Here is a 20581-nt window from a genome sequence, read left to right as displayed (position 1 = left end):
AAATTGATTTAGGGACCTGTCCATGACCCGGCGCACGTCTTTTCGTTTGCTGTCTTCCGCTTCGCTTCTGTCCGCCGCATTGGGCCTGGTCTGGGCGCCTGCTGCCGCTGCGCAAGCCGGCGCGGACCCGGTGCCTGAGCTCGATGCGCCGATCGACCTGGACGTGTCGCTGCGCCTGATCGGCGACGACCGGATCATCGGCGAGAAGCTCGACCGCATTTACAATTTTCTCAGCGAGCCCGGCGATCGGTTTCGCCAGGATGTGAGCATCATCGCCGACGCCGGCGCCGATGCCATCCCGGCCCTGTCGCCCGAGTTCTATGATGCCTTCGTCAAGGCCGCGCTGGTGGTCGGTGACCGCCATATGGAGCAGGTGCACCAACGCCTGACCGCGCCGGGCCGCGACCGCACCGGCGTGTGGGGCTCGGTCTATTACGAGGATTTCGACAAGGACGCCAACGCCACCCGGCAGTTCTCCGAGCAGTACGACTTTCAGACCTGGGGCTTCACCGGCGGGGTCGATTTCGCGTTGGTGCCGTGGCTGACCGCCGGCGTGTCGCTCAATTATGCGACGGTGGACGTGGACGTGCAGGGCCCGATCGGGGTCGGCGACGACGGTAGCCTGGATAGCTGGGGCGCGTCGGTCTATTTCGGTACCCGCAACGACAGGGGTTTCAACGCCACCGCTTCGGTCGGCTACCAGTTCAATGACGCCAGCGCGGTGCGGCCGGTCGACATCCAGGCGTCCATCGGCTCGATCGCCCGCGCCTATGAGGCCGACTTCGACCCCGGCGCGCTGATCGCCGAGGTGCGGGCCGACTATACCCTGCACGCCGCCGGCTTTCACGTGCGCCCGGGCGTCGGGGTGGATTTCGTGATCACCGAGAGCCAGACCTTCGAGGAACAGGGCGGGGCGGAAAGCCTGGCGCTCAACGTGGCCGCCCAAGGCTATGAGGAGATCGGCGGCACCGCGCGGCTGGATATCTTCCGCCCGGTGGGCGACGACGGCCTGTTCTACCCTTATGCCGGTGGATACTATCGGCACAATTTCCAGGACGATGGCCGCGAATTCGCCGCCAACTTCCAGGCCGGCACCGAGTTGTTCCGGGTCGTCGGTCAGACCGAGCGCGACGAGTGGGGGGGACGTGCGGGGCTTCTGATCAATCTGGGACCGGTGCGTCTCGACGCCGCCTTCGACGCCCGTTTCGGCTCCGATTTCGACAGCCTCGGCGGCAGTCTGAGCGCCCAGTTGCGGTTCTGAGCCGCAGACGCGCGCTTTACGCCGCCCGGACAAGACAAGACGGCCCGGCATCCACGGAATGCCGGGCCGTTGGGCGTTTGGCGGGCTGGGCGCGCTGGCTGTTCGGTTCCATTGTCGAAGACGATCTCGGCGGCCGTGCCACCGACGCCGCATCGTCCGGCTGTGATCGCGTGGGCTGTTGTCGCGCGGCAGGTGAGGGGTAAAAGGCAAAAAAGCGCCGGCGCAGCCCGAAAGGCGGCGTCGGCGCTAAAGATGCGACAGGATTTCGTGTACGGATCAGGCGAACGGCTTGACCACGCCCATCCAGGCGGCGGCGGCCAAGACCACCAAGAGCGCGACGATGCCGGTGCCGGCCTGGCTTGCGGCCTTGGCGATCAGCGCGGGGTCGCTGGGCACGCCGGCCTTGGCCTCCTTGCCCTGCTGGCGCGGATAGAATTGCGCCACGGCGAGATCGATCAGGATCATGATCACCAGCGCCAAACCGAACAGGGTGAATTTGCCGGCCAGCCAGGGCAGGGCGATGGGCCCGCCGGTCACCAACGACAACAGCCCGGCGCCGCCGACCACCGCGCCGAAACCCGAGGCCAGGACCCGGAACACCACGCGCGCCGCCTGGGCCGCCGGGCCGAAGCTTTGGCGCGCGCCGCGCCAGTCGATCGCCAGCCAGACCAACGCCACGACCCACACGCCCAAGGTGTTGCCGGTGGAAAAGGCGATATAGCCCAGATTGTGCGAGAGTTGCAGGCCCATGGGCAGCATCAGGATGAACGCGGTCCGCGGCACCCGTTCGATCAGTCGTACGCTCTTGAGCAAGGTCTCGACCGCCTGGGGCTGGTCGCCGATCAGACGCAGCCGGCCGATCAGGACCAGCAGGGCAGCATAGGGGCCAAGCCAGAGGCCGAACAGCACCACGTGAAAGAAGATATGGGTCGTATGGCTCATATGCAGCTCCTTGTGTGCCCGGGGCGGTGGTCGAGGCGGACGGGACGGTCTCGTTTCGGGGGACGACACCGCGATTTCGCGCCCTCTTGTATGGTCTGGACCCAAGGTGAGGCAAGGGGCGAATGCGCACGCGGCCGGGGACACAGATGCTATCGCCTCATCGGGGCAAGCGTTTCTTTCCGATATGGATTTTTCCTGTTGGACCGGCCACGGTCGATTCTATGGAAGACCAATGACCGGCGGCGGGGCAGTGCGGCCGGCCTGAACGCGTCAGGGAGAAAGGGGAAAGCCATGGCGTCGGACGTTTTGAACACCTTGGTGGCGGCGCTGGCCAGCGGCGGCGTGCGGGTGGTCGACCTGACCCGGCCGTTGGAGCCGGCCACGCCGGTGCTGCACCTGCCGCCCCAGTTCGCCCAATCGCCGCCGTTCTCGATCGAGGAGATTTCGCGCTATGACGCGCGCGGACCGGCCTGGTACTGGAACAAGTTCGCCTGCGGCGAGCACACCGGCACCCATTTCGACGCGCCCGTGCACTGGATCACCGGCAAGGACCACGCCGACAACGCCACCGACACGATCCCGCCCGAGCGCTTCGTGGGCCCGGCGTGCGTGATCGACGTGGTCGACCAGGTGGCCGCCGACGCCGACTTTCTGCTGACCCCCGACCATGTGCTGGCCTGGGAGGCGGCCCATGGGCGCATCCCGCGCGACAGTTGGGTGTTGATCCGCACCGGCTGGAGCGCGCGCACCGAGCCCGAGGCGTTCCTGAACATGGCCGAGGACGGTCCGCACACCCCGGGCCTGGCGCCCGAGACGCCGCGTTTTCTGGCCGAGGCGCGCGATATCCTCGGCGTCGGGGTCGAAACCGTGGGCACCGACGCGGGCCAGGCCGCCGCCATGGAGCCGCCGTTTCCCTGTCACGCGCTGATGCACGGCGCCAACAAGTTCGGGCTTGCCAGCTTGGCCAATCTGGACCAACTGCCGGCCACGGGGGCGGTGGTGATCGCGCCGCCGCTCAAGATCGTCGGCGGCTCGGGCTCGCCCCTGCGGGTGCTGGCCCTGGTGCCCGGCGGCTGACCCGGCACCCGGGCCAGGCGCGCCGGTCATCCGTCGGCACGGGTATCGGCGAACCAGAACGGGCCTTTGGGGCCGCAGCAAGCAGCGGGGCGAGCACGGGAGACAGGCCATGGCCGAACGGTCGTTCACACAGGAAGCGGACAAGCTGCGCCTGGGCGCGGGCGAGACCTTTCGCGGCGAGGCCATTCTGGCGGTCGCCAAGGCGCTGTTGCAGTCGGGCATCGCCTATGTGGGCGGCTATCAGGGCGCGCCGGTGTCGCACCTGATGGACGTGCTGGCCGACGCCGAGCCGGTGCTCGACGAGTTGGGCGTCCATTTCGAGGCCAGCGCCAGCGAGGCCACCGCCGGCGCCATGCTCGCCGCGTCGGTCAACTATCCGCTGCGCGGCGCGGTCACCTGGAAGTCGACCGTCGGCACCAATGTGGCGTCCGACGCTCTGGCCAATGTGGCCTCGGGCGGCGTGACCGGCGGCGCGCTGGTGATCGTCGGCGAGGACTATGGCGAGGGCTCGTCGATCATGCAGGAGCGCACCCACGCCTTCGCCATGAAGTCGCAGATGTGGCTGCTCGACCCGCGGCCCAACCTGACCGCCATCGTCCACATGGTGGAGAAGGGCTTCGAGCTGTCGGAGGCCAGCCACACGCCGGTGATGCTGGAACTGCGCATCCGCGCCTGCCATGTCTATGGCCGGTTCGAGGCCCGGGACAATCGCCGCCCGCCCCTGGGGCTGGCGCAAGCGATGGCGAACCCGGTGCGCGATACCGGGCGGATCGTCCTGCCGCCGGCCAATTTCGCCCATGAACACGAAAAGATCGCCGAGCGCCTGCCCGCCGCCGTCGCGTTCATCAAACGCCACCGGCTGAACGAGTTTCTGGGCGGTGCGGTGGGGCCGTGCGGCATCGTCGTCCAGGGCGGGCTCTACAACACGCTGATCCGGGCGCTCGAACTGCTCGGCCGGTCGGACGCCTTCGGCAACACCGACCTGCCGATCTATGTGCTCAACGTGGCCTACCCGCTGATCGACGACGAGATCGTCGGCTTCTGCGCCGACAAGAGCTCGGTGCTGCTGCTGGAGGAGGGTCAGCCCAACTATATCGAGCAGGCGTTCAACCATATCCTGCGCCGCCGCGGTCTCGGCACCCGGGTGGTGGGTAAGGATCTGTTGCCGATGGCGGGCGAGTATACCGGCGCGGTGGTGCGCGACGCGCTGGCGCGCTATCTGGCCCAGGATGCAGGCCATAGTGCGGAACAGGCGGAGGGCCAGGGCGCGGACACGGGCACCGAAAAGAGCGCGGGCCAGGGCACGGACAAGGCCGCCCCGGTGGCGCCCGGCCATAACGCCGCCGGGCTCGATCCGTCGGTGGCCGACAGCCTGGCCGCCACGGTGCCGGCGCGCCCGGCGGGGTTCTGCACCGGCTGCCCCGAACGGCCGGTGTTCTCGGCCATGAAGCTGTTGGAGGCCGAAATGGGGCCGTTCCATATCTCGTGCGATATCGGCTGCCACCTGTTTTCGATCCTGCCGCCCTTTAACCTGGGCAACACCACCATGGGCTACGGCCTCGGCTGGGCCGGCGCCTCGGCGTTCAATGTCCCGGCCGACCGGCGCACCATCTCGGTCATGGGCGATGGCGGCTTCTGGCACAACGGGCTGGCGTCGGGGGTCGGCAACGCGGTGTTCAACCGCAACGACAATGTGCTGGTGATCATCGACAACAGCTATTCCGCCGCCACCGGGGGCCAGGACCTTCTGTCGTCGCGCGGCGACAATCCCCGGCGCTCGACCCGCCACACCATCCAGGATGCCTTGAAGGGCGTCGGCGTCGACTGGGTGCGCACCGTCGACACCTACAAGGTCTCGACGGTCAAGGCGACGCTGCGCGAGGCGCTGACCACCCGACACAAGGGCCCCAAGGTGATCGTCGCCGAAAACGAATGCATGTTGACCAAGCAGCGCCGGGAAAAGCCGCTGGTCAAGCAACGCCTGGCGGCGGGCGAGCGGGTGGTGCGCGAGCGCTTCGGCGTCGACGCCGACACCTGCACCGGCGACCATAGCTGCATCCGGCTGTCGGGCTGCCCGTCGCTGACCGTCAAGCCCAACCCCGATCCGTTGCGCGACAGCCCGGTGGCCCATGTGACCGACGATTGCGTGGCCTGTGGCCTGTGCGGCGAGGTCGCCCATGCCGCCCGGCTGTGTCCCAGCTTCTACCGCGCCGACGTGATCCAGAACCCCGGCCCCTGGGACCGGCGGCTGGCGCGCTGGCGCGGGCGGGTGATCGGCTTCCTCCAGGCCCGCGCCGACAAGGCGCGCGCCCGGGTGGCGTTCTGAGGGCCCGCGCGATGACCGACCGGCGCACCTCGACCCCGACCGACGCGGCAGCCACCGTCGCGGGCGATGGCGACGTCCCCCTGCGCGCGTTCTCCATCGCCATCGCGGCCCTGGGCGGACAGGGCGGCGGGGTGCTCGCCGGCTGGATCGTCGAGACCGCCGAGGCCGCCGGCTACATCGCCCAGGCCACCTCGGTGCCCGGCGTCGCCCAGCGCACCGGGGCGACGATCTATTGCGTCGAGATATTCCCCCAGGCGGCGGCCGAGCGCGCCGGCGCCGAGCCCGTGCTGTCGCTGATGCCGGTCCCCGGCGACGTGGACGTGGTGTTGGCCGCGGAGTGGATGGAGGCCGGCCGGGCGATCGCGCGCGGCTTCGTCACCCCCGACCGGACCACGCTGGTCGCCTCGACCCATCGCGACTATGCGATCTCGGAAAAATCGGCGCTCGCCGACGGCATCGCCGACGCCGACGCCGTGCAGCGCGCCGCTGCGGTGCAGGCGCGCCACCTGGTGGCCTTCGATATGCAGGCACTCGCCGGCGCCGAGGGCGGGGTGATCAGTGCCGCGCTGTTCGGCGCGCTCGCGGGCTCGGGCGCGCTGGCGATCCCGGTGGCCGAGTTCGAAGAGACGATCCGGCGCGGCGGTCGGGCGGTGGCGACCAATCTGGCCGTGTTCCGCGCCGCCCATGACCGGGCGGTGCGGGGCGCGGACCCGGCCGCCGCCTCGCTGGCGTCACCGCCGCCGTCACCGCCCGGTCATCGGCGGCCGTCGGTGTCGGCGGGGCTCGGCCGGGCGCGCACGCCCAAGGCGCAGCGGTTGCTCGACCGGGTGGCCGAAAGCTTTCCCACCGCCACCCACGCGACGGTGGTCGAAGGCGTCAAGCGTGCGGTGGATTATCAGGACCCGCGCTACGCCCATGCCTATCTGGATCGCCTGGCGCCGGTGCTGGCGGCCGAGCGCGCGGCGTCGACGGGCGCGCGAGGCGGGGCGGGCGGCGACCGGACCTATCCGTTGACCCGGACGGTGGCGCGCCATCTGGCGCTGTGGATGACCTATGAGGACACCATCCGGGTCGCCGATCTGAAGACCCGGGCGGCGCGGTTCGAGCGGACGGCGGCGGAGGTCCAGGCGGGCGCCGACGATATCGTCTATGTGACCGAGTTCATGCACCCGCGCGTCGAGGAGCTGGCCGACACGCTGCCGGCGCCGCTGGGCCGCTGGGTTTGGGCGACCCCTTGGGTGCGCGGCGTGCTCGGCCGGCTGGTGGCGCGCGGCCGGCACATCCACACCGCCAAGCTGCGCGGATTTTTGCCGCTTTATGCCTTGGCGCGGCTGCGCTGGATGCGGCGCTGGACGCTGCGCTACCAGAGAGAGACCGCCGAGATCCGTGCCTGGCTCGTCGCGATCACCCAGGTCGCCGGCAACGACACCGCCTTGGCGGAGGAAATCGCCCGCTGTCAGACGCTGGTGCGCGGCTATGGCGACACCCACGCGCGCGGCATGGCGCGTTTCGCCACCCTGATGGCGGCGGCGCGCCAGGTGCAGGGGCGGTGCGATGCGGCCACCACCCTGGCGGCCCTGCGCCAGGCGGCGCTTGAAGACGAAGCGGGCCAGGCGCTCGACACGGCGCTGAGCGCCCAAGGCCTGGCAACGGCAGAGCCGCGCACGCCCGCGGCCAAACCGGTCAAGCCGGCCGAGGCGGCGGAATAGCGCCGTTGCGGCGGCACCCGCCGGCTAAAACCCGTAGGTCCAGCGCAGTTCGAAGGCGCCGTCGATGGGGCTGCGGCCGGGGGTGTTGGGCTTGTCGTCGAACAGCCGCGCTTCGAGGGTCAGGCGGCCGTACTGGGTCGGCGGCAGGGTGACGCCGGCGGCGATGCTGTTGATCCGCTCGGGGTTGCGCGACAGTCGGTTGGCGAACTGGATGCGGTCGAGGGGCTCCTGACCGGCGGTGCGCGGTTCGAGCCCGGTGCCGTTCAGCACGATGTGGCGATAGCGCAGATAATAGAACCGGCTGTCCAGGTCGACCACCGACAGCTCGCCGGTGAACAGCCGCCCGTCGCCGCCGATCGACGGCCCCATATAGCGGTCGCGATAGGTATAGCCCTCGGTGAACACGAAATTGTTGTAGGCGACGCCGAAGCGGTCGTTCTTGCCGATGCCGAAGAAGCGGTTGGTCTGGGTCTCGCTGACCTCGCCGCGCAGCTTCCACGACAGGCCGCGCCCGGTCCAGTAGCCCGACAGATGGCCGCCCAGGGTCAAGGTGGCGGCGCCGAACATCACCGGCCCGGCGCTGTCCTCGGCGGCCGATTCCAGATAGAGCTTATAGTCGTAATCGCCCCAGGTGTCGGCATAGGCCATGTCGATGCCGAAGATCTGGTTGCCGGGCTCGTCGGGGTCGAACACGTCGCCGGTATTGTCCAGGTCGTCGGTGAAGGGGGTGATCGCGCCGAGCGCCTTGGCGATGGTCGAGAACGAACAGCGCCGGCCCTCGCCGCACAGTTGCAGGCCGCGCGACAGGCCGAGGGTGAAGCCGTCCACCGGCTCGATCGACAGCCGGGTGTGGAACATCAGCGGGTGGTCGAAGTCGTCGCGGTCGTCCTCGGCACGGCTGGCCGAGAAGGTGAATTGCAGCGGCCCGAGCCAGCGCAGCACCGGCAGGTCGATGGCCTTGGGGTCGAGCCGCTGGAAGCCCACGCGCGGCGACGGCCGGGCGTTGGTCGACAGCACCAGCGCGCTGTCCATGCCCGGCCCGTACCACTGGTTGACCGTGCCGCCGTAGAACAGCCAGTTGCCGAGCGCCACGGCGCCGACGCTGTCGTCGAAGTGCCAGTCGCGGCCGGTGGGGTTGTCGGTGCGATAGCCCGCCGAGGCGCGCAGGAAGAAGCGCCCGGCCATGCCCTCGATGCCGACCCGCAGGTCGGCGTCGGAGCGCGCGCCGCCGCCGAAATCGCGCACCAGGCGCTGCTGGTTGGTGAAACCGGCCGAGGCGATGGCGTCGAAGCTGCGATAGTCCTGCACCTGGGGCATCTGAAGCTTGACCCGCTCCACCGCCATGCGCACATGCGCCGGCACGTCGGGCCGGTCGAGCCGCTCTTCGGCCTGCGACAGGCTGCGCTGGATCTGTTTCCACGACAGCGGCCAGGTGGCGATCGGTCCGTCGACGATCCCGTGTGCCTTGAGCAGTTCGATATCCCGGCGCAGCAGGCGGTCGCCGGGGTCGATCCACGGGCTGGCGGCGTCGGCGGTCGGCACCGCGGCGGCGACGAACAACAGGGCGGTCAGGCAACAGGCCGCAAGGCGCCGGGCGAACGAGGCTTGGGTCATGGTCTATCGGTTATCCAGGCTGGGCGATCGTCCGGCCGGCGCCCGGTCGCGGCAGGCCGGCAGGCGGTGCGGCGTCGGACGCCGTACAACCGGCAGGCGCCTTGTGTAGCCGAGCCCGGCGGGCCCGGTCAAACACCCCGTCGCCAGCCGGTTCGATCCCGAAAAGGCTTAATCGACGCAAATCTTTACCCGATCTTGAGGATCGCGGCCTAGCGTCCGTGACAGCCCAGGGCGTTCGGCGATCCCACCGGCCGCTGTTACACGCTCATCCAGCGGACTGAGTGGCGTTTCGCGGCCGGTCCGGATCGCAGCCGGCGATCCAGGTTGATCGGAACAGCTCTGGCAACGCCGGGAGAGAGACCGTGAAGCTGTCGGAAGGGATCTATTTTTGCCTTGGCCTGCTGGTCGGCATCGTGGCCACCTTCGTCGCCTACCAGCTCTATAGCCAGAATGTGCTCGGCCGCGAACGTCTGGCCACCTACAAGCTGTTCCTGCGGGATTATTCCGACCGCGACAGTTGTCTGTCGTTGAGCCCGGAAAACCATCGCGACAATGAGGAGTTGCTGGCCGTGGTCAAGCTGGTCGGCCCCGCCCCGGTGGGCGAGCAGGCCGAGGAGCATTATCTGACCTGTTCGCGCGTTCGTGCCGACGCGCGCAACGCCAATGTGCCGGTCGACTGGTTTTCGCGCACCGGCCACAGTTGGACCCAGTTCGACCGCTCGCGCGCACAATTGGTGGCGCGCATGGCTGCCGGCTTGCCCCAGGACTTCAAGCGCTCGTTCCAGCCCGGCGGCGGTCAACCCGACCGCCAGCGCGGCGCCCCCGCCGACACCCGAACCCGCTGAGCGACCCGAGCCGCAGGTCCAGCCGGGCTGCCCGGCCCGGCCGGACCTGCGCGCGCCCGCGCACAACTGTGTTGACGGTGGTGCTTGACCGGCGGCCGGGGCCGCTCGTTATGCTGGGCGGGTCGCACAGGCGCATGTCTACGGGAGACCCCTGCCGTCATGAAGGCAATGACGTTCACGCGCGCCGGCGCGCCGCTGGCGCTGGTCGACCGGCCGGTGCCCGAGCCCGGCCCGGGCCAGGTGTTGCTGCGGGTCCGCGCCTGTGCTGTCTGCCGCACCGACCTGCATCTGATCGACGGCGACCTGCCCGAGCCCAAGCCCGGGGTGATACCGGGCCACGAGATCGTCGCCACGGTGCTGGAGGCCGGCCCCGGCGTCAGCCGTTTTCGCGCCGGCGACCGGGTCGGCGTGCCGTGGCTGGGCTGGACCTGCGGCGCCTGCCGCTTCTGTCACCGGGGCGAAGAAAATCTGTGCGCCGAGGCGCGCTTTACCGGCTACACGCTCGACGGCGGTTTCGCCGACTACACGGTCGCCGATGCGCGCTATTGCTTCCCGATCCCGCTGGCCTATGACGACCGCCACGCCGCACCGCTGTTGTGCGCCGGGCTGATCGGCTGGCGCACGGCGCGCAAGGCCGGCGACGATGCCGAGCGCATCGGCCTCTATGGTTTTGGCGCGGCGGCGCACATCTTGGCGCAGATCCTGGTCGCCCAAGGTCGAACGGTGTTCGCCTTCACCCGACCCGGCGACACGGCCGCGCAGAGCTTCGCCCGGCGTCTGGGGGTGGCGTGGGCCGGCGGTTCGGACGCGCCGGCGCCCGAGCCCCTGGACGCGGCCTTGGTGTTCGCGCCGGTGGGGGCGCTGGTGCCAAAGGCGCTGCGCGACGTGCGCCCGGGCGGCCGGGTGGTCTGCGGCGGCATCCACATGTCCGAGATCCCGGCCTTCGCCTATGCCGACCTGTGGCAGGAACGCCGGCTGGAGTCGGTCGCCAACCTGACCCGCGCCGACGGCGACGACTTCTTCCGCACCATCGCCAAATGGCCGGTGACCACCGACGTGCGGACCTATGCGCTCGAAGACGCCAACCAGGCGCTCGACGACCTGCGCCACGGCCGGTTCACCGGCGCGGCGGTGCTGACCCCCGACGCCGGCGGCTGACCCGGGGCCGGGCTCGCCGGTCGGGGCCGGGTCGGCCGGGGGCGGCGCGGTCGGGGCTGGTCGGTCGCGGTCGGGGCGGCTCAGAGCCCGTCGAGACCCTGGGCCTTGGCACCGCGCAGCATGTCGGTCAGCGGTCGGATGTCGAAGCCGGCCTGACCGGCGGCGGCGACCAGCGCCTCGGGCTCCTGGTGGCCCTGGGCGGCGCGGGCCAGCGCCCACAGCACCGCCGAGCGCCCGCCGGTCTTGCAGAACACCAGCAGCTTGCCGTCGTCGCCGGTCTCGTCCAGTGCCCGGGCCATCTGTTTGACATTGTCGGCGGTGATCTGGCCGGGCACCACGGGGATGTGGTGGAAGCGCAGCCCCTCGGCCTCCGCCCAGCCCTGGACCTGGGCCGCCGCCGGGGCGCCCGGTTCTTCACCGTCGACCCGGTTGGAGACGATGGTCGTGACGCCCATCGCGCGGGCCGCCTTGATTTCCTCGGCGGTGAGCTGCGGCGCGGCGTAGACGCCGTCTTCCAGGGCTGCGAAATCTGTCATCGCTCCGACTCCTCGTCCTTTGCGGGTCTCTTTGCGCATATCTTGGTTCGTGATGGGGCGCAAGCCAGGGCGTATCGGCTCGGAAAGCCCTTGCCACACCCTGCGCCCAAGGCCCATAAAACGCGGCCAATGAGGGGGTTCGCCGGCGCCCGAACCGCTTGGGGCGTGGGCTGTTAAGAGAGAGAGGCGACGCGATGGCTTGGGATGTGAACGACGCGGCGGTGGCGGTGGTCGGGCTCGGCTATGTGGGTCTGCCGCTCGCGGTCGCTTTCGGCAGCCAGCGCGACACCGTGGGCTTCGATATCGACGCCGACCGGATCGCCGAGTTGCGCGCCGGCCGCGACAGCACCCGCGAGGTGCCGGCCGACGAACTGGCCGCCGCCGAGCGCTTGACGCTGACCGCCGATATGGCCGATCTGGCGGCGTGCAGCGTCTATATCGTGACCGTGCCGACGCCCATCGACGGCTATAAGCGACCCGACCTGACGCCGCTGCGCTCGGCGAGCCGGACCATCGGCCGGGTGCTCAAGCCGGGCGACCTGGTGATCTATGAAAGCACCGTGTTCCCCGGCGCCACCGAAGAGGTCTGCGTGCCGATCCTGGCCGAGGAATCGGGCCTGGTGTTCAACCGCGACTTCTTCGCCGGCTACAGCCCCGAACGGATCAACCCCGGCGACCGCACCCACCGGCTCGCCACCATCACCAAGGTGACGTCGGGGTCGACGCCCGAGGTGGCCGATTTCGTCGACGCGCTCTACAACACCATCGTCACCGCCGGCACCCATCGGGCGTCGTCGATCAAGGTGGCCGAGGCCGCCAAGGTGATCGAGAACACCCAGCGCGACCTCAACATCGCGCTGATCAACGAACTGGCGATCCTGTTCGCGCGTCTGGGCATCGATACCAGCGAGGTGCTGGCCGCCGCCGGGTCGAAGTGGAACTTCCTACCGTTTCGCCCCGGGCTGGTGGGCGGCCACTGCATCGGCGTCGACCCCTATTACCTGACCCACAAGGCCGAGGAAGTGGGCTATCACCCGGAGGTGATCCTGGCCGGCCGGCGCATCAACGACGCCATGGGGCCGCATATCGCCGGCGAGGTGATGCGGCTGATGAACCGGCGGCGGCTGTTGCTGGCCGACGCGCGGGTGTTGGTGTTGGGGCTGACGTTCAAGGAAAACTGCCCCGACCTGCGCAACAGCAAGGTGTTCGACCTGGTGCGCGCGCTCGAAGCCTATGACGCCCGGGTCGATGTGCACGACCCGTGGGTCGACCCCGGCGCCGCGGCCGCCGATCTGGACGGCGTCAGCCTGGTCGAGCGCCCGGAGCCCGGTGCCTATGACGCGCTGATCCTGGCGGTCGCCCATGACAGCTTCCGCGACCTGGGCGCTGCGGGCGTGCGCGCCTTTGGCCGGCCCCACGCGGTGCTCTACGACATCAAGTCGGTGTTCGACCAAAGCGCCGTCGACGCCCGGCTTTAAGCGGCGCATCGGCGGCGACCGGGGCGGGTCCGAGCGGCCCCGGAGCGTCCGGGCGTATCCGGGGCAGGCGATACGCCCCCGGGGCAGCACGCCGGCGCAGCCGTCGGGCAGCGCGCCGGACATCGGGGCGACCGCGCGGCGCAGGACGCCTTCGCGCTGGTCTCGCAGCAGCGTACCGCCGCCGCGCAGGCCGCGGGCCGGCTCGACGACGAGATCGTGCCCCTGACCATCACCAAGGCGGTTCGCGACCGCGCTACGGGGGCGGTGCGCCACGAGACCGTCACGCTTGCCGCCGACGAGGGCAACCGGCCCGATACCACCGCCGAGGCGCTGGCCGGGCTGGCGCCGGTGATCGACGGTGGGACGGTCACCGCCGGCAATGCCAGCCAGTTGTCGGATGGCGCGTCGGCCTGCGTGGTGATGGACGTGCGGACCGCCGAGGCGCGGGGGCTGCGCCCTCTGGGGCTGTATCGCGGCATGGCGGTGGCCGGCCTGGCGCCCGAGGAAATGGGCATTGGGCCGGTGCTGGCGGTGCCCAAGCTGTTGGCGAACCACGGCTTGTCCGTCGACGACATCGACCTGTGGGAGTTGAACGAGGCGTTCGCGGTCCAGGCGCTGTATTGCCGCGACCGGTTGGGCCTCGACCCCGACAGGGTCAACGTCAATGGCGGTGCCATCTCTATCGGTCACCCTTATGGCATGACCGGGGCGCGGCTGACCGGTCATGCGCTGATTGAGGGCCGGCGGCGCTGTTCGAGGTGCTCTGAGACGACAGCGCGGCTCAACCGGCGCCGGTGGGGCTTGTGGCAGCCCCGGTGCCTCTCTATCTTTGCACCATCTGTTTTTCCATACAGACGCCGGCTCGCCGGCGCCGAGTTTTGAGGGTCGTGGCCGACGGGCCAAAGACCTAGGCTCTTTGTTCAAGGGCTGTTTTCACAAGACCTTTTTTGACGACCATAGGGGAGCGATCCCATGTTGAACTGGAAATCGGCGATGGCCGCGACCGTCGCGGCCGCGTGTCTCGCCATGCCCGCGACCGCCCAGAACGCCCAGGGTGGCATGTCCATGCAGGGGCAACAGACTGAGCAATCCTTCTCCGATGCGAAGATCGAGGCCTTTGTCGCCGCCGCAGCGTCGGTGACGCCGATTATCGCCAAGGCGCAGAAGCAAATGGCCGGCACCGAGGACCAGGCCGAACGCCGCAAGGTCATGGAGACCATGCGCGGCGAGATGGAAACCGCGGTCGCCGACGCGCCCAACATCTCCATGAAGGAATATATGGCGATCACCCAGAAGGCGCGCCAGGATCCGGCGTTCCGCGCCAAGGTGCAGGAAATGCTGCGCGCCGAGATCGACGGCGGCGAAGGCGCTTCCCAGGGCTCCTAGGCACGCCGTGCGCCGCGCCGTCGGACCCGGTCCGGTGGCGGCAAACGCGACCACCAACCGGCAGGGCCAAACGGGCCTGCCGGTTTTTTGTTTCCGGGCGCAACGGGTTGGCGCAATTTTTTGTCAGGCGCCCCGTTTTCATGATAGGATTTGTCCCTGCAGCCGGTCCGGTGTGGCCGGCCCTGAGAGGACGGAGGCGATCATGAGAGACGGGAGCGGAGCATGGGCCGCGCGCCGATTGCGCCGGCCGATCGCGGCGTTTTGGGTGGCGGGGTTGGTCGTGGCGGCGGCCCTTGGCGGGCTCAGCCCGGGCAGCATCGGGACGGGCGGGGCGGCACAGGCCCAACGCCTGGACGAGCGGGTGATGCCCAAGGTGATCCTCCGCCTTGCCGAGCCGGGCGAACTGGCGGAGATCCGGGAAGCGGTCGCGGCCGGCGATGCGGCGCGGGCGGGCGACCTTATCTTGTCGTTGACCGAGGACGACTCTTCGCCGCAGATGCGCTATACGGCCCAGAACGCGTTGTGCGTGCTGCATACCCGGCTGGCGGCGTTCGATGCTGCTGAAGCGGCGTGTCAGGCGGCGATCGCCATCCGCCCGGAAGTCTGGATGGCCCATAACAGTCTCGCCACTGCCTATCTTCAAAAAGGCGAGTACGACGCGGCCGCGGCGGCCTATGCGCGCGCCGCCGACCTGGCACCTTCGGGCGCTCCGGCCGAGATCGTCGCCCACAACCAGGCGCTGTTGGCCGAACGTCGCGCCGCGACGGCGGACCGCGGCGACGGCTGAGCCGGCTGCCCACGGCCCGCAGCGGGCCAAGGGGAGGGGTGTCATGGCGGGCGGAGCGTGGCAGCCAGCGCCGGCTGGCGCCGACGCCCGACCGCATCGGGCGCGCGCCGGCGACGGCTGGTCCGCCCGGGCTCGTGCCCCCATTGACTATGCCCGCGGCCGCGGGGCCCGGTTTGGCCGTCGTGAAGCGGCGGGTGCCCCGACGCGGGCGATGTCGGGCTCAGGCCCGATAGGGCATGACCACGGTCGGGTCCACCGATAGCGCGTCGTCGTCCTTTTCCGGATAGGTCAGACGGCTCAAGAGATCGGCGATCAGGTTCAGCCGCGCGGCTTTCTTGTTGTTGCCATTGACGATCAACCAGCGCCCGTGAGGGTGGTCGGTGGCCGCCAGCATGCGGTCGCGCGCCCGGGTGAAGGCGTCGTAATGGGCTTGGGCCGCGTCGTCCACCGGGCTGATCTTCCACTGGCGTAGCGGGTCCTGACGGCGGCGCTCCAAGCGCTTGGCCTGTTCCTCGCGGCTGACCTCGATCCAGTATTTGAACAGCTTCAGCCCGCCGCGCTGGATCATCGCCTCGAACTTGGGCGCATCTTCCAGAAAGGCGTCGGCCTGGGCCGGGCTGCAGAACCCCATGACCGGTTCGACCACGCCGCGATTGTACCAGGAGCGGTTGAACAGCACCATTTCGCTCGACGTGGGCAGATGGGCGGCATAGCGCTGGAAGTACCATTGATGGCGTTCGGTCTCGGTGGGTTTGCCGAGCGCCACCGACTTGACCACGCGTGGCGCCATGTGGCGGACGATGCGGCGGATCATGCCGTCCTTGCCGGCGGCGTCGCGGCCTTCGATTAGCACGCAGACGCGCAGATCCTGTTTGACGATGGCGCGTTGCAGCTTGACCAGTTCCACCTGCAAGCGGTGCAGCCGGTCTCCATAGGCTTTCGGCGCCTTCACCTTGGGCGGCACGCCGTGCAACAGCGTCGGGGTCATATCATCCATGGCCAGACCGGTGTCCCCTAAACGACCCCGGCGGTCAAGGGGCCGGGAGGCGGCAACGGCTGATGACGGTGGCCGGGCCGCCCCGTTTCCGGGCGTCGAGCGCTCAGCGTTGCCGGCGTGGGCCGGCGGTATCGTCGCGGTGCGGTCCGCCATGGTCCTGGTCCTGAGCGTCGGGGGAGGGGGCGGCGCGGCCCGGGGAGACCGCAGCCGAAGGCTCTGGCGGGTTGGCGGTGTCGAGCGCGAACACCAGCACCATGCGCCGGACCCGTTGGCCCTCGGGCGGCGTGTCGTAGGGCAGGCCCACCAGGGTCAGGCGCCGATCGTCGCGGGTGAAGCGCACGATATGGCCGCGCCCTTCCTGATGGCGCCAGCCGTGCCGCGACAGGGCGTCGGCGTAGAAGCGGAACACCCGGTTGGCCACCGTGGACGGAAACACCTGACAGGCAGTGGGCAGGTCGAACAATGCGCTGAGCGCATCGCCATGGCGGGTCCGCTCGGGGAAATGGCAGTCGGTAAGCGGCTCGGTTTCGGGCGAGGTGGGCAGGGCGACGCCGTCGAGGGTGGTCGGTGCGCGATCGTCGCGGTCATCGCCGCAACCGCCGAGCGCCAGAAGCATCGCCAGCGCCGCGCCCGCAGACCGTTGGTGCCGTCTTGTCGTCAGGTCGAGCGTTGCCGGTCGGTGTTGCGTCATCGCCTCCCTCCCTGGATCCGCCAACACGCATGACGTCAGTGTATCACGCCGTTTCGGGCACCAACAGCGGGCAGGAATTGCCGCATGGCGGCGGTTGGAGGCCGGCTCAGCGACTGCCGCCGTCGCGTCCGGATTGCCGGCGGGCGGCGGCCTCGCACACCTCGCTTGCGGTGGCCGAGGCGGCGCGCAGCCGCTCGACCATCGCCTGTTCGCGCTCGGCGGTCAGGTCGAAGCGCTGGCGGACCCGGTCGACCGCCTTGGCGTCGCCGGAGAAGGTGGCGGCCACATAGGCCACCGTGGCCTCGTAGAGCTCTGGCCCCGCCTCGGCCTTGATGACGCCCAGATAACAGCGACAGCGCCCGGCGTCGCCATGGTCGCGGATGCAGGTTTCGAGCACGGTCTTTTCGTCCATCAGCACGTTTTGCGCCGCCGCGCCGGGCCAACCGCCGGCGGTCGCGATCACCAGGGCAAGCGCCCCGGCGCTGGCCGCCGCCGGGGCCGCCGGGCGTGCGGCCGGACGGCGCCCCAGCCGCCGTCGCCGGGCCGGGGTTGCAGGCATCTTGCGGGCCATCAGCCGGCCTCCGCGGTGGCGGCTTCGGTCGGGCGGCGGCGGAAAAAGCCGGTGGTATGCAGGCTCATCACCATCTCGTCCTTCTGGTTGTAGACCCGGTAGGTGCTGGTCACGCTGCCCATTTGCGGTTTGCTTTGCGAGGCGCGCTTGTCGACCACTTCGCCCTCCACGTGCAACACGTCGCCGGGGAACACCGGCCGGCGCCACTGGATCTGTTCGACCCCGGGCGAGCCCAGCGAGGCCATGCCGCGGGCCGAGAAATGGTCCACCAACATGCGCATGAACATGGCGCAGGTGTGCCAGCCCGACGCGCACAGGCCGCCGAAGATCGACCGCGCTGCGGCGTCGGCGTCCAGGTGGAAGGGCTGGGGGTCGTACTTGCCGGCGAACTCGACCACTTCTTCCGCGGTCACCGCGTATTGGCCGAAGCGGTCGGTGTGGCCGACGGGAATATCATCCCAGAAAAGGCGTTCCTGGCTCACGGGGCGGATCCTTTCGATGCGGGTCGAGGGTGGCCGGGGGCGCGTTAACGCCGGATGAAGCGGGCCGGCGCCGCCGTCGCCGGTAGGGCGGTGGCGATGGCGCCGGTCCCGGGCATTAAGCGGCAGCGTCCCGGCCACTTCAAGCCCTTGCGAACCGCTCAAGGGGCGTGGGCGTCCCCGTCCCCGGTATCGATGGCGGCGGCCAGCGTCATGTCCACCGGCTGCACGCTGTCGGCGGGATAGCAGCCGAGCACCTTCATGCGCCGGGTGTGGCTGCGCATCTGGTCGAGCGCCCGGTCGAGGCGCGGGTCGTTGAGATTGCCGGCCACGTCCAGATAGAAGCGCTCGGCCCACGGCTTGCCGGGGATCGGCCGCGATTCCAGCTTGACCATGTTGATACGGTTGTCGCGCATGGCGGCGAGCGCGTTGACCAGCGCGCCGGCTTCCTGGCCGGTGACGAAGATCACCGAGGTCTTGGCGTCCACCTGGCCCGGCACCTGGGTCGGCTTGGGCCCGACGACGATGAACCGGGTGTGGTTCTGCTTCTGATTGGCCAGGTCGCTGACGATGGCGTGCAGGTCGAAGAGCGCGCCCGAATTGCCGCTGCCGATGGCCGCCGCGTGCGGGTCGTCGCCCTGGACCACGCGGCCCATGGCGTCGGCGGTGCTGTCGCAATAGACGATGCGCGCGTCACCCAGGCGGGCCAGGAAGTGGCTGCACTGGGCATAGACCTGCGGGTGGACGTAGAGCACGCTGATCGCTTCGGGCGTCAAGCCGGCGTCCTTGGCCAGCAGCGCATGGTCGATGCGGTGGGTGATCTCGCCGATGATGTGCAGGTCGGTGTCGTAGAGCAGGTCGTAGACCTCGTTGATGCTGCCCGAGGTGGTGTTCTCGATCGGCAGCAGGGCATAGTCGGCGGCACCGTCGCCGACCGCGCGGGCGACATCGGCGAAGCTGCGTCCCGACACCGGCACCAGCGTGCCGCCGCGCCGGGCCACATATTTCTCGGCCGCCTGGTGGCTGTAGGAGCCCGGCCCGCCGAGCACCGCCACCCGGTGTTCCGAGCGCCCGGCCTCGGCATTGCGCGCGGCGTGCAGGGTGGCGGTCTGAAGCTGCACCGAATCCTCGATGACGGTCTGGAACAGCCGGGTGATGAACGGCGCCTCCAGGCCCAACTCGCGGCCGCGACGGATCAGGGCGGCCAGGCCCTCGCGCTCGACGCGCGTGTTGCGCACCGCGGTGCCGGTGGCCAGCTTGTGCTCGGCGATGCGGCGGCTCATGGCGCGGCGCTCGGCGAGGAGGTCGAGCAGGGTGCGGTCGATCTCGGCGATGCGGGTGCGCGCGGCGACCAGGGCCGGGTCGTCGGCCGGCGCGGTGTCCGCCCCTTGGCCGGTGGCGTCGGTGGGGGCCGGGTCGCGGTGGCTCGGCGGCGCTTGGGTGGGCGATGTCACGGCGGGTCTCCTGGCTGACGAAACAATGGGGTGATGCGGGGTGGTGGACGGCACAGGCAACAAAAAACCCTCCGGGCGCGGGGCCGGGAGGGTTCGGAAATCGGGGTCGTTTTGCGACTTGGCACACAGCGCCCCTATCCGGCCCCTCCCTGGGGAAAGCCGGTAAAGAAGGCAAAAAAGCCCAAACGCGCGCTGGTCATCTTCACGTCCATGGGGCAAGGCTGCCGTGCGGCCATGGTGCCTGTCAAGGCCGTTCGTGCGCGACCGGGGGGGAGGCGGATGGCGCCCGGGTTGCCGGCCCGGGTGTGGCCTGGGGCCGGCTCGGGTCCGGCCCGGGTCCGGTTCGGGTTCGGCCTGGGGCCATCGGCTTTCCCGACCGGGCCAGGGCCGGCCGTTGCGATCAGGCGCTGGCGGTCTTGCCGGCGGTCTTCAGGGTCTTGAGCAGGGCGCGGTGGATGCCCTCGGTGCCGCAGACCACGCTGGCGCCGTCCATGGCCCGGTCGCGGCCCTCGGCGTCGGTGACGAAGCCGCCGGCTTCCTTGACCAGCAGCACCCCCGCCGCCACGTCCCACGGATTGAGGTTGCGCTCCCAATAGCCGTCATAGCGCCCGGCGGCCACATAGGCGAGGTCGAGGGCGGCCGAGCCGAAGCGGCGGATGCCGGCCACCTGGCCCATCAGCAGGGCTGCCTCTTCCAGCCATTGCCGGTGGCCCTTGCGGCCGCGAAACGGGATGCCGGTGGCGAGCACCGCGTCGTCGAGCGCCGAGCGCGACGACACCCGCAGCCGGGTGTCGTTGACATAAGCGCCGCGGCCCTTCTCGGCCCAGAACAGCTCGTCCTTGACCGGGTCGTAGACCACCGCGGCGGTCAGTTGGCCGCGCTCCTCGGCGGCGATCGAAATGGCGAAGTGCGGCAGGCCGTGGAGGAAATTGAGCGTGCCGTCGAGCGGGTCGACGATCCAGCGCCCGGGCGGCGTGCCCGGCGCCCCGCTGGCTGCGTCCACCGCGCCGCGTTCCTCCATCAAAAACGACCAGTCCGGCCGCGCCCGGCTCAGTTCCTCATAGAGGATCTTTTCGGTGCGGTGGTCGGCGGTCGACACGAAGTCGGCCGGCCCTTTGCGCGAGACCTGAAGCTGTTCGACCTCGCCGAAATCGCGGCGCAGGCCCCGCGCGGCCTTGGTGGCGGCACCCACCATGACATTGGTGACGGCGGATCGTCTGGACATTCACGGTCTCCTGGTTACGCGCAACAGACAGACCCGGGCGGCGGC

The 20581-nt window shown here is 69.9% G+C and carries 18 protein-coding genes and 1 pseudogene; 10 read left to right on the top strand and 9 right to left on the bottom strand.

Annotated features, from left to right (window positions below):
- Positions 1-22 precede the first annotated feature (22 nt).
- On the top strand, positions 23-1261 hold the full coding sequence (locus EV659_RS04385; protein ID WP_132707626.1) for an autotransporter outer membrane beta-barrel domain-containing protein: 1239 nt from the start codon (positions 23-25) through the stop codon (positions 1259-1261).
- A 276-nt stretch (positions 1262-1537) separates the two neighbouring features.
- Here EV659_RS04385 and EV659_RS04380 read toward each other — a convergent pair whose 3' ends face one another.
- On the bottom strand, positions 1538-2203 hold the full coding sequence (locus EV659_RS04380; RefSeq protein ID WP_132707625.1) for a hypothetical protein: 666 nt from the start codon (positions 2201-2203) through the stop codon (positions 1538-1540).
- Between the two features lie 291 nt (positions 2204-2494).
- On the opposite strand from EV659_RS04380, the gene EV659_RS04375 reads away from it, so the two are divergent.
- From EV659_RS04375 to EV659_RS04365, 3 genes are all read left to right on the top strand, one after another.
- Positions 2495-3280: a cyclase family protein gene (locus tag EV659_RS04375; RefSeq protein WP_132707624.1), complete on the top strand. Its 786-nt coding sequence runs from the start codon at positions 2495-2497 to the stop codon at positions 3278-3280.
- Between the two features lie 109 nt (positions 3281-3389).
- A complete protein-coding gene (locus EV659_RS04370) occupies positions 3390-5606 on the top strand; it encodes an indolepyruvate ferredoxin oxidoreductase subunit alpha (protein ID WP_132707623.1) in 2217 nt (738 codons plus the stop codon).
- An 11-nt stretch (positions 5607-5617) separates the two neighbouring features.
- Entirely contained in the window at positions 5618-7315 is a 1698-nt protein-coding gene (locus EV659_RS04365; RefSeq protein ID WP_132707622.1) for an indolepyruvate oxidoreductase subunit beta family protein, read from the top strand.
- 24 nt (positions 7316-7339) lie between these two features.
- Here EV659_RS04365 and EV659_RS04360 read toward each other — a convergent pair whose 3' ends face one another.
- Entirely contained in the window at positions 7340-8929 is a 1590-nt protein-coding gene (locus EV659_RS04360) for a capsule assembly Wzi family protein (protein WP_132707621.1), read from the bottom strand.
- A 362-nt stretch (positions 8930-9291) separates the two neighbouring features.
- Between EV659_RS04360 and EV659_RS04355 the strand changes: the two genes are divergently transcribed.
- Positions 9292-9774, top strand: a complete 483-nt coding sequence (locus EV659_RS04355; RefSeq protein WP_132707620.1) for a hypothetical protein — start codon at positions 9292-9294, stop codon at positions 9772-9774.
- A 159-nt stretch (positions 9775-9933) separates the two neighbouring features.
- Positions 9934-10932 carry a zinc-dependent alcohol dehydrogenase family protein gene (locus EV659_RS04350; protein WP_132707619.1) on the top strand — a complete coding sequence of 333 codons (999 nt, stop codon included), beginning with the start codon at positions 9934-9936 and terminating at the stop codon, positions 10930-10932.
- 80 nt (positions 10933-11012) lie between these two features.
- On the opposite strand, the gene EV659_RS04345 is transcribed toward EV659_RS04350, so the two are convergent.
- On the bottom strand, positions 11013-11468 hold the full coding sequence (locus tag EV659_RS04345) for a protein tyrosine phosphatase family protein (RefSeq protein WP_165878719.1): 456 nt from the start codon (positions 11466-11468) through the stop codon (positions 11013-11015).
- Between the two features lie 194 nt (positions 11469-11662).
- Here EV659_RS04345 and EV659_RS04340 point away from each other — a divergent pair, with 194 nt between their 5' ends.
- The 4 genes and pseudogenes from EV659_RS04340 to EV659_RS04325 all read left to right on the top strand — a co-directional run bounded on the left by EV659_RS04340 (position 11663) and on the right by EV659_RS04325 (position 15119).
- On the top strand, positions 11663-12946 hold the full coding sequence (locus EV659_RS04340) for a nucleotide sugar dehydrogenase (RefSeq protein ID WP_132707617.1): 1284 nt from the start codon (positions 11663-11665) through the stop codon (positions 12944-12946).
- A 132-nt stretch (positions 12947-13078) separates the two neighbouring features.
- Positions 13079-13828, top strand: a pseudogene (locus tag EV659_RS04335) (acetyl-CoA C-acyltransferase); the annotation flags it as partial.
- Positions 13829-13918: 90 nt separating this feature from the next.
- On the top strand, positions 13919-14332 hold the full coding sequence (locus EV659_RS04330) for a DUF4168 domain-containing protein (protein ID WP_132707615.1): 414 nt from the start codon (positions 13919-13921) through the stop codon (positions 14330-14332).
- A gap of 364 nt (positions 14333-14696) precedes the next feature.
- Positions 14697-15119, top strand: coding sequence for a tetratricopeptide repeat protein (locus EV659_RS04325; protein ID WP_132707614.1), 423 nt, complete (start codon positions 14697-14699; stop codon positions 15117-15119).
- Positions 15120-15339: 220 nt separating this feature from the next.
- Here the strand turns inward: EV659_RS04325 and ppk2 are convergent, their stop codons facing one another.
- The 6 genes from ppk2 to EV659_RS04295 all read right to left on the bottom strand — a co-directional run bounded on the left by ppk2 (position 15340) and on the right by EV659_RS04295 (position 20536).
- Positions 15340-16116: a polyphosphate kinase 2 gene (gene ppk2, locus EV659_RS04320; RefSeq protein ID WP_200287873.1), complete on the bottom strand. Its 777-nt coding sequence runs from the start codon at positions 16114-16116 to the stop codon at positions 15340-15342.
- Between the two features lie 103 nt (positions 16117-16219).
- On the bottom strand, positions 16220-16807 hold the full coding sequence (locus EV659_RS04315) for a hypothetical protein (protein ID WP_132707613.1): 588 nt from the start codon (positions 16805-16807) through the stop codon (positions 16220-16222).
- 106 nt (positions 16808-16913) lie between these two features.
- A complete protein-coding gene (locus EV659_RS04310) occupies positions 16914-17378 on the bottom strand; it encodes a hypothetical protein (RefSeq protein WP_132707612.1) in 465 nt (154 codons plus the stop codon).
- Positions 17378-17860 carry a MaoC family dehydratase gene (locus EV659_RS04305; protein WP_132707611.1) on the bottom strand — a complete coding sequence of 161 codons (483 nt, stop codon included), beginning with the start codon at positions 17858-17860 and terminating at the stop codon, positions 17378-17380. Before EV659_RS04305 ends, EV659_RS04310 begins: the two co-directional genes overlap by 1 nt.
- 158 nt (positions 17861-18018) lie before the next feature.
- Positions 18019-19311, bottom strand: coding sequence for a prephenate dehydratase domain-containing protein (locus tag EV659_RS04300; protein ID WP_200287871.1), 1293 nt, complete (start codon positions 19309-19311; stop codon positions 18019-18021).
- A 400-nt stretch (positions 19312-19711) separates the two neighbouring features.
- The gene (locus EV659_RS04295; protein WP_132707610.1) at positions 19712-20536 is read right to left on the bottom strand and encodes an inositol monophosphatase family protein; all 825 of its coding nucleotides are present in this window, start codon (positions 20534-20536) and stop codon (positions 19712-19714) included.
- Positions 20537-20581 lie beyond the last annotated feature (45 nt).

Source organism: Rhodothalassium salexigens DSM 2132, from assembly GCF_004341375.1.
Lineage (GTDB): Bacteria > Pseudomonadota > Alphaproteobacteria > Sphingomonadales > Rhodothalassiaceae > Rhodothalassium > Rhodothalassium salexigens.
Note: the sequence above shows the minus strand (reverse complement) of the source record. Positions and strands in the feature narration are given on the sequence as shown.

Coding starts and splice junctions, on each gene's coding strand:
- EV659_RS04385 (WP_132707626.1), top strand. CDS start 23: ATGACCCGGCGCACGTCTTTTCGTTTGCTGTCTTCCGCTTCGCTTCTG.
- EV659_RS04380 (WP_132707625.1), bottom strand. CDS start 2,203: ATGAGCCATACGACCCATATCTTCTTTCACGTGGTGCTGTTCGGCCTC.
- EV659_RS04375 (WP_132707624.1), top strand. CDS start 2,495: ATGGCGTCGGACGTTTTGAACACCTTGGTGGCGGCGCTGGCCAGCGGC.
- EV659_RS04370 (WP_132707623.1), top strand. CDS start 3,390: ATGGCCGAACGGTCGTTCACACAGGAAGCGGACAAGCTGCGCCTGGGC.
- EV659_RS04365 (WP_132707622.1), top strand. CDS start 5,618: ATGACCGACCGGCGCACCTCGACCCCGACCGACGCGGCAGCCACCGTC.
- EV659_RS04360 (WP_132707621.1), bottom strand. CDS start 8,929: ATGACCCAAGCCTCGTTCGCCCGGCGCCTTGCGGCCTGTTGCCTGACC.
- EV659_RS04350 (WP_132707619.1), top strand. CDS start 9,934: ATGAAGGCAATGACGTTCACGCGCGCCGGCGCGCCGCTGGCGCTGGTC.
- EV659_RS04345 (WP_165878719.1), bottom strand. CDS start 11,468: ATGACAGATTTCGCAGCCCTGGAAGACGGCGTCTACGCCGCGCCGCAG.
- EV659_RS04340 (WP_132707617.1), top strand. CDS start 11,663: ATGGCTTGGGATGTGAACGACGCGGCGGTGGCGGTGGTCGGGCTCGGC.
- EV659_RS04330 (WP_132707615.1), top strand. CDS start 13,919: ATGTTGAACTGGAAATCGGCGATGGCCGCGACCGTCGCGGCCGCGTGT.
- EV659_RS04325 (WP_132707614.1), top strand. CDS start 14,697: ATGCCCAAGGTGATCCTCCGCCTTGCCGAGCCGGGCGAACTGGCGGAG.
- ppk2 (WP_200287873.1), bottom strand. CDS start 16,116: ATGGATGATATGACCCCGACGCTGTTGCACGGCGTGCCGCCCAAGGTG.
- EV659_RS04315 (WP_132707613.1), bottom strand. CDS start 16,807: ATGACGCAACACCGACCGGCAACGCTCGACCTGACGACAAGACGGCAC.
- EV659_RS04310 (WP_132707612.1), bottom strand. CDS start 17,378: ATGGCCCGCAAGATGCCTGCAACCCCGGCCCGGCGACGGCGGCTGGGG.
- EV659_RS04295 (WP_132707610.1), bottom strand. CDS start 20,536: ATGTCCAGACGATCCGCCGTCACCAATGTCATGGTGGGTGCCGCCACC.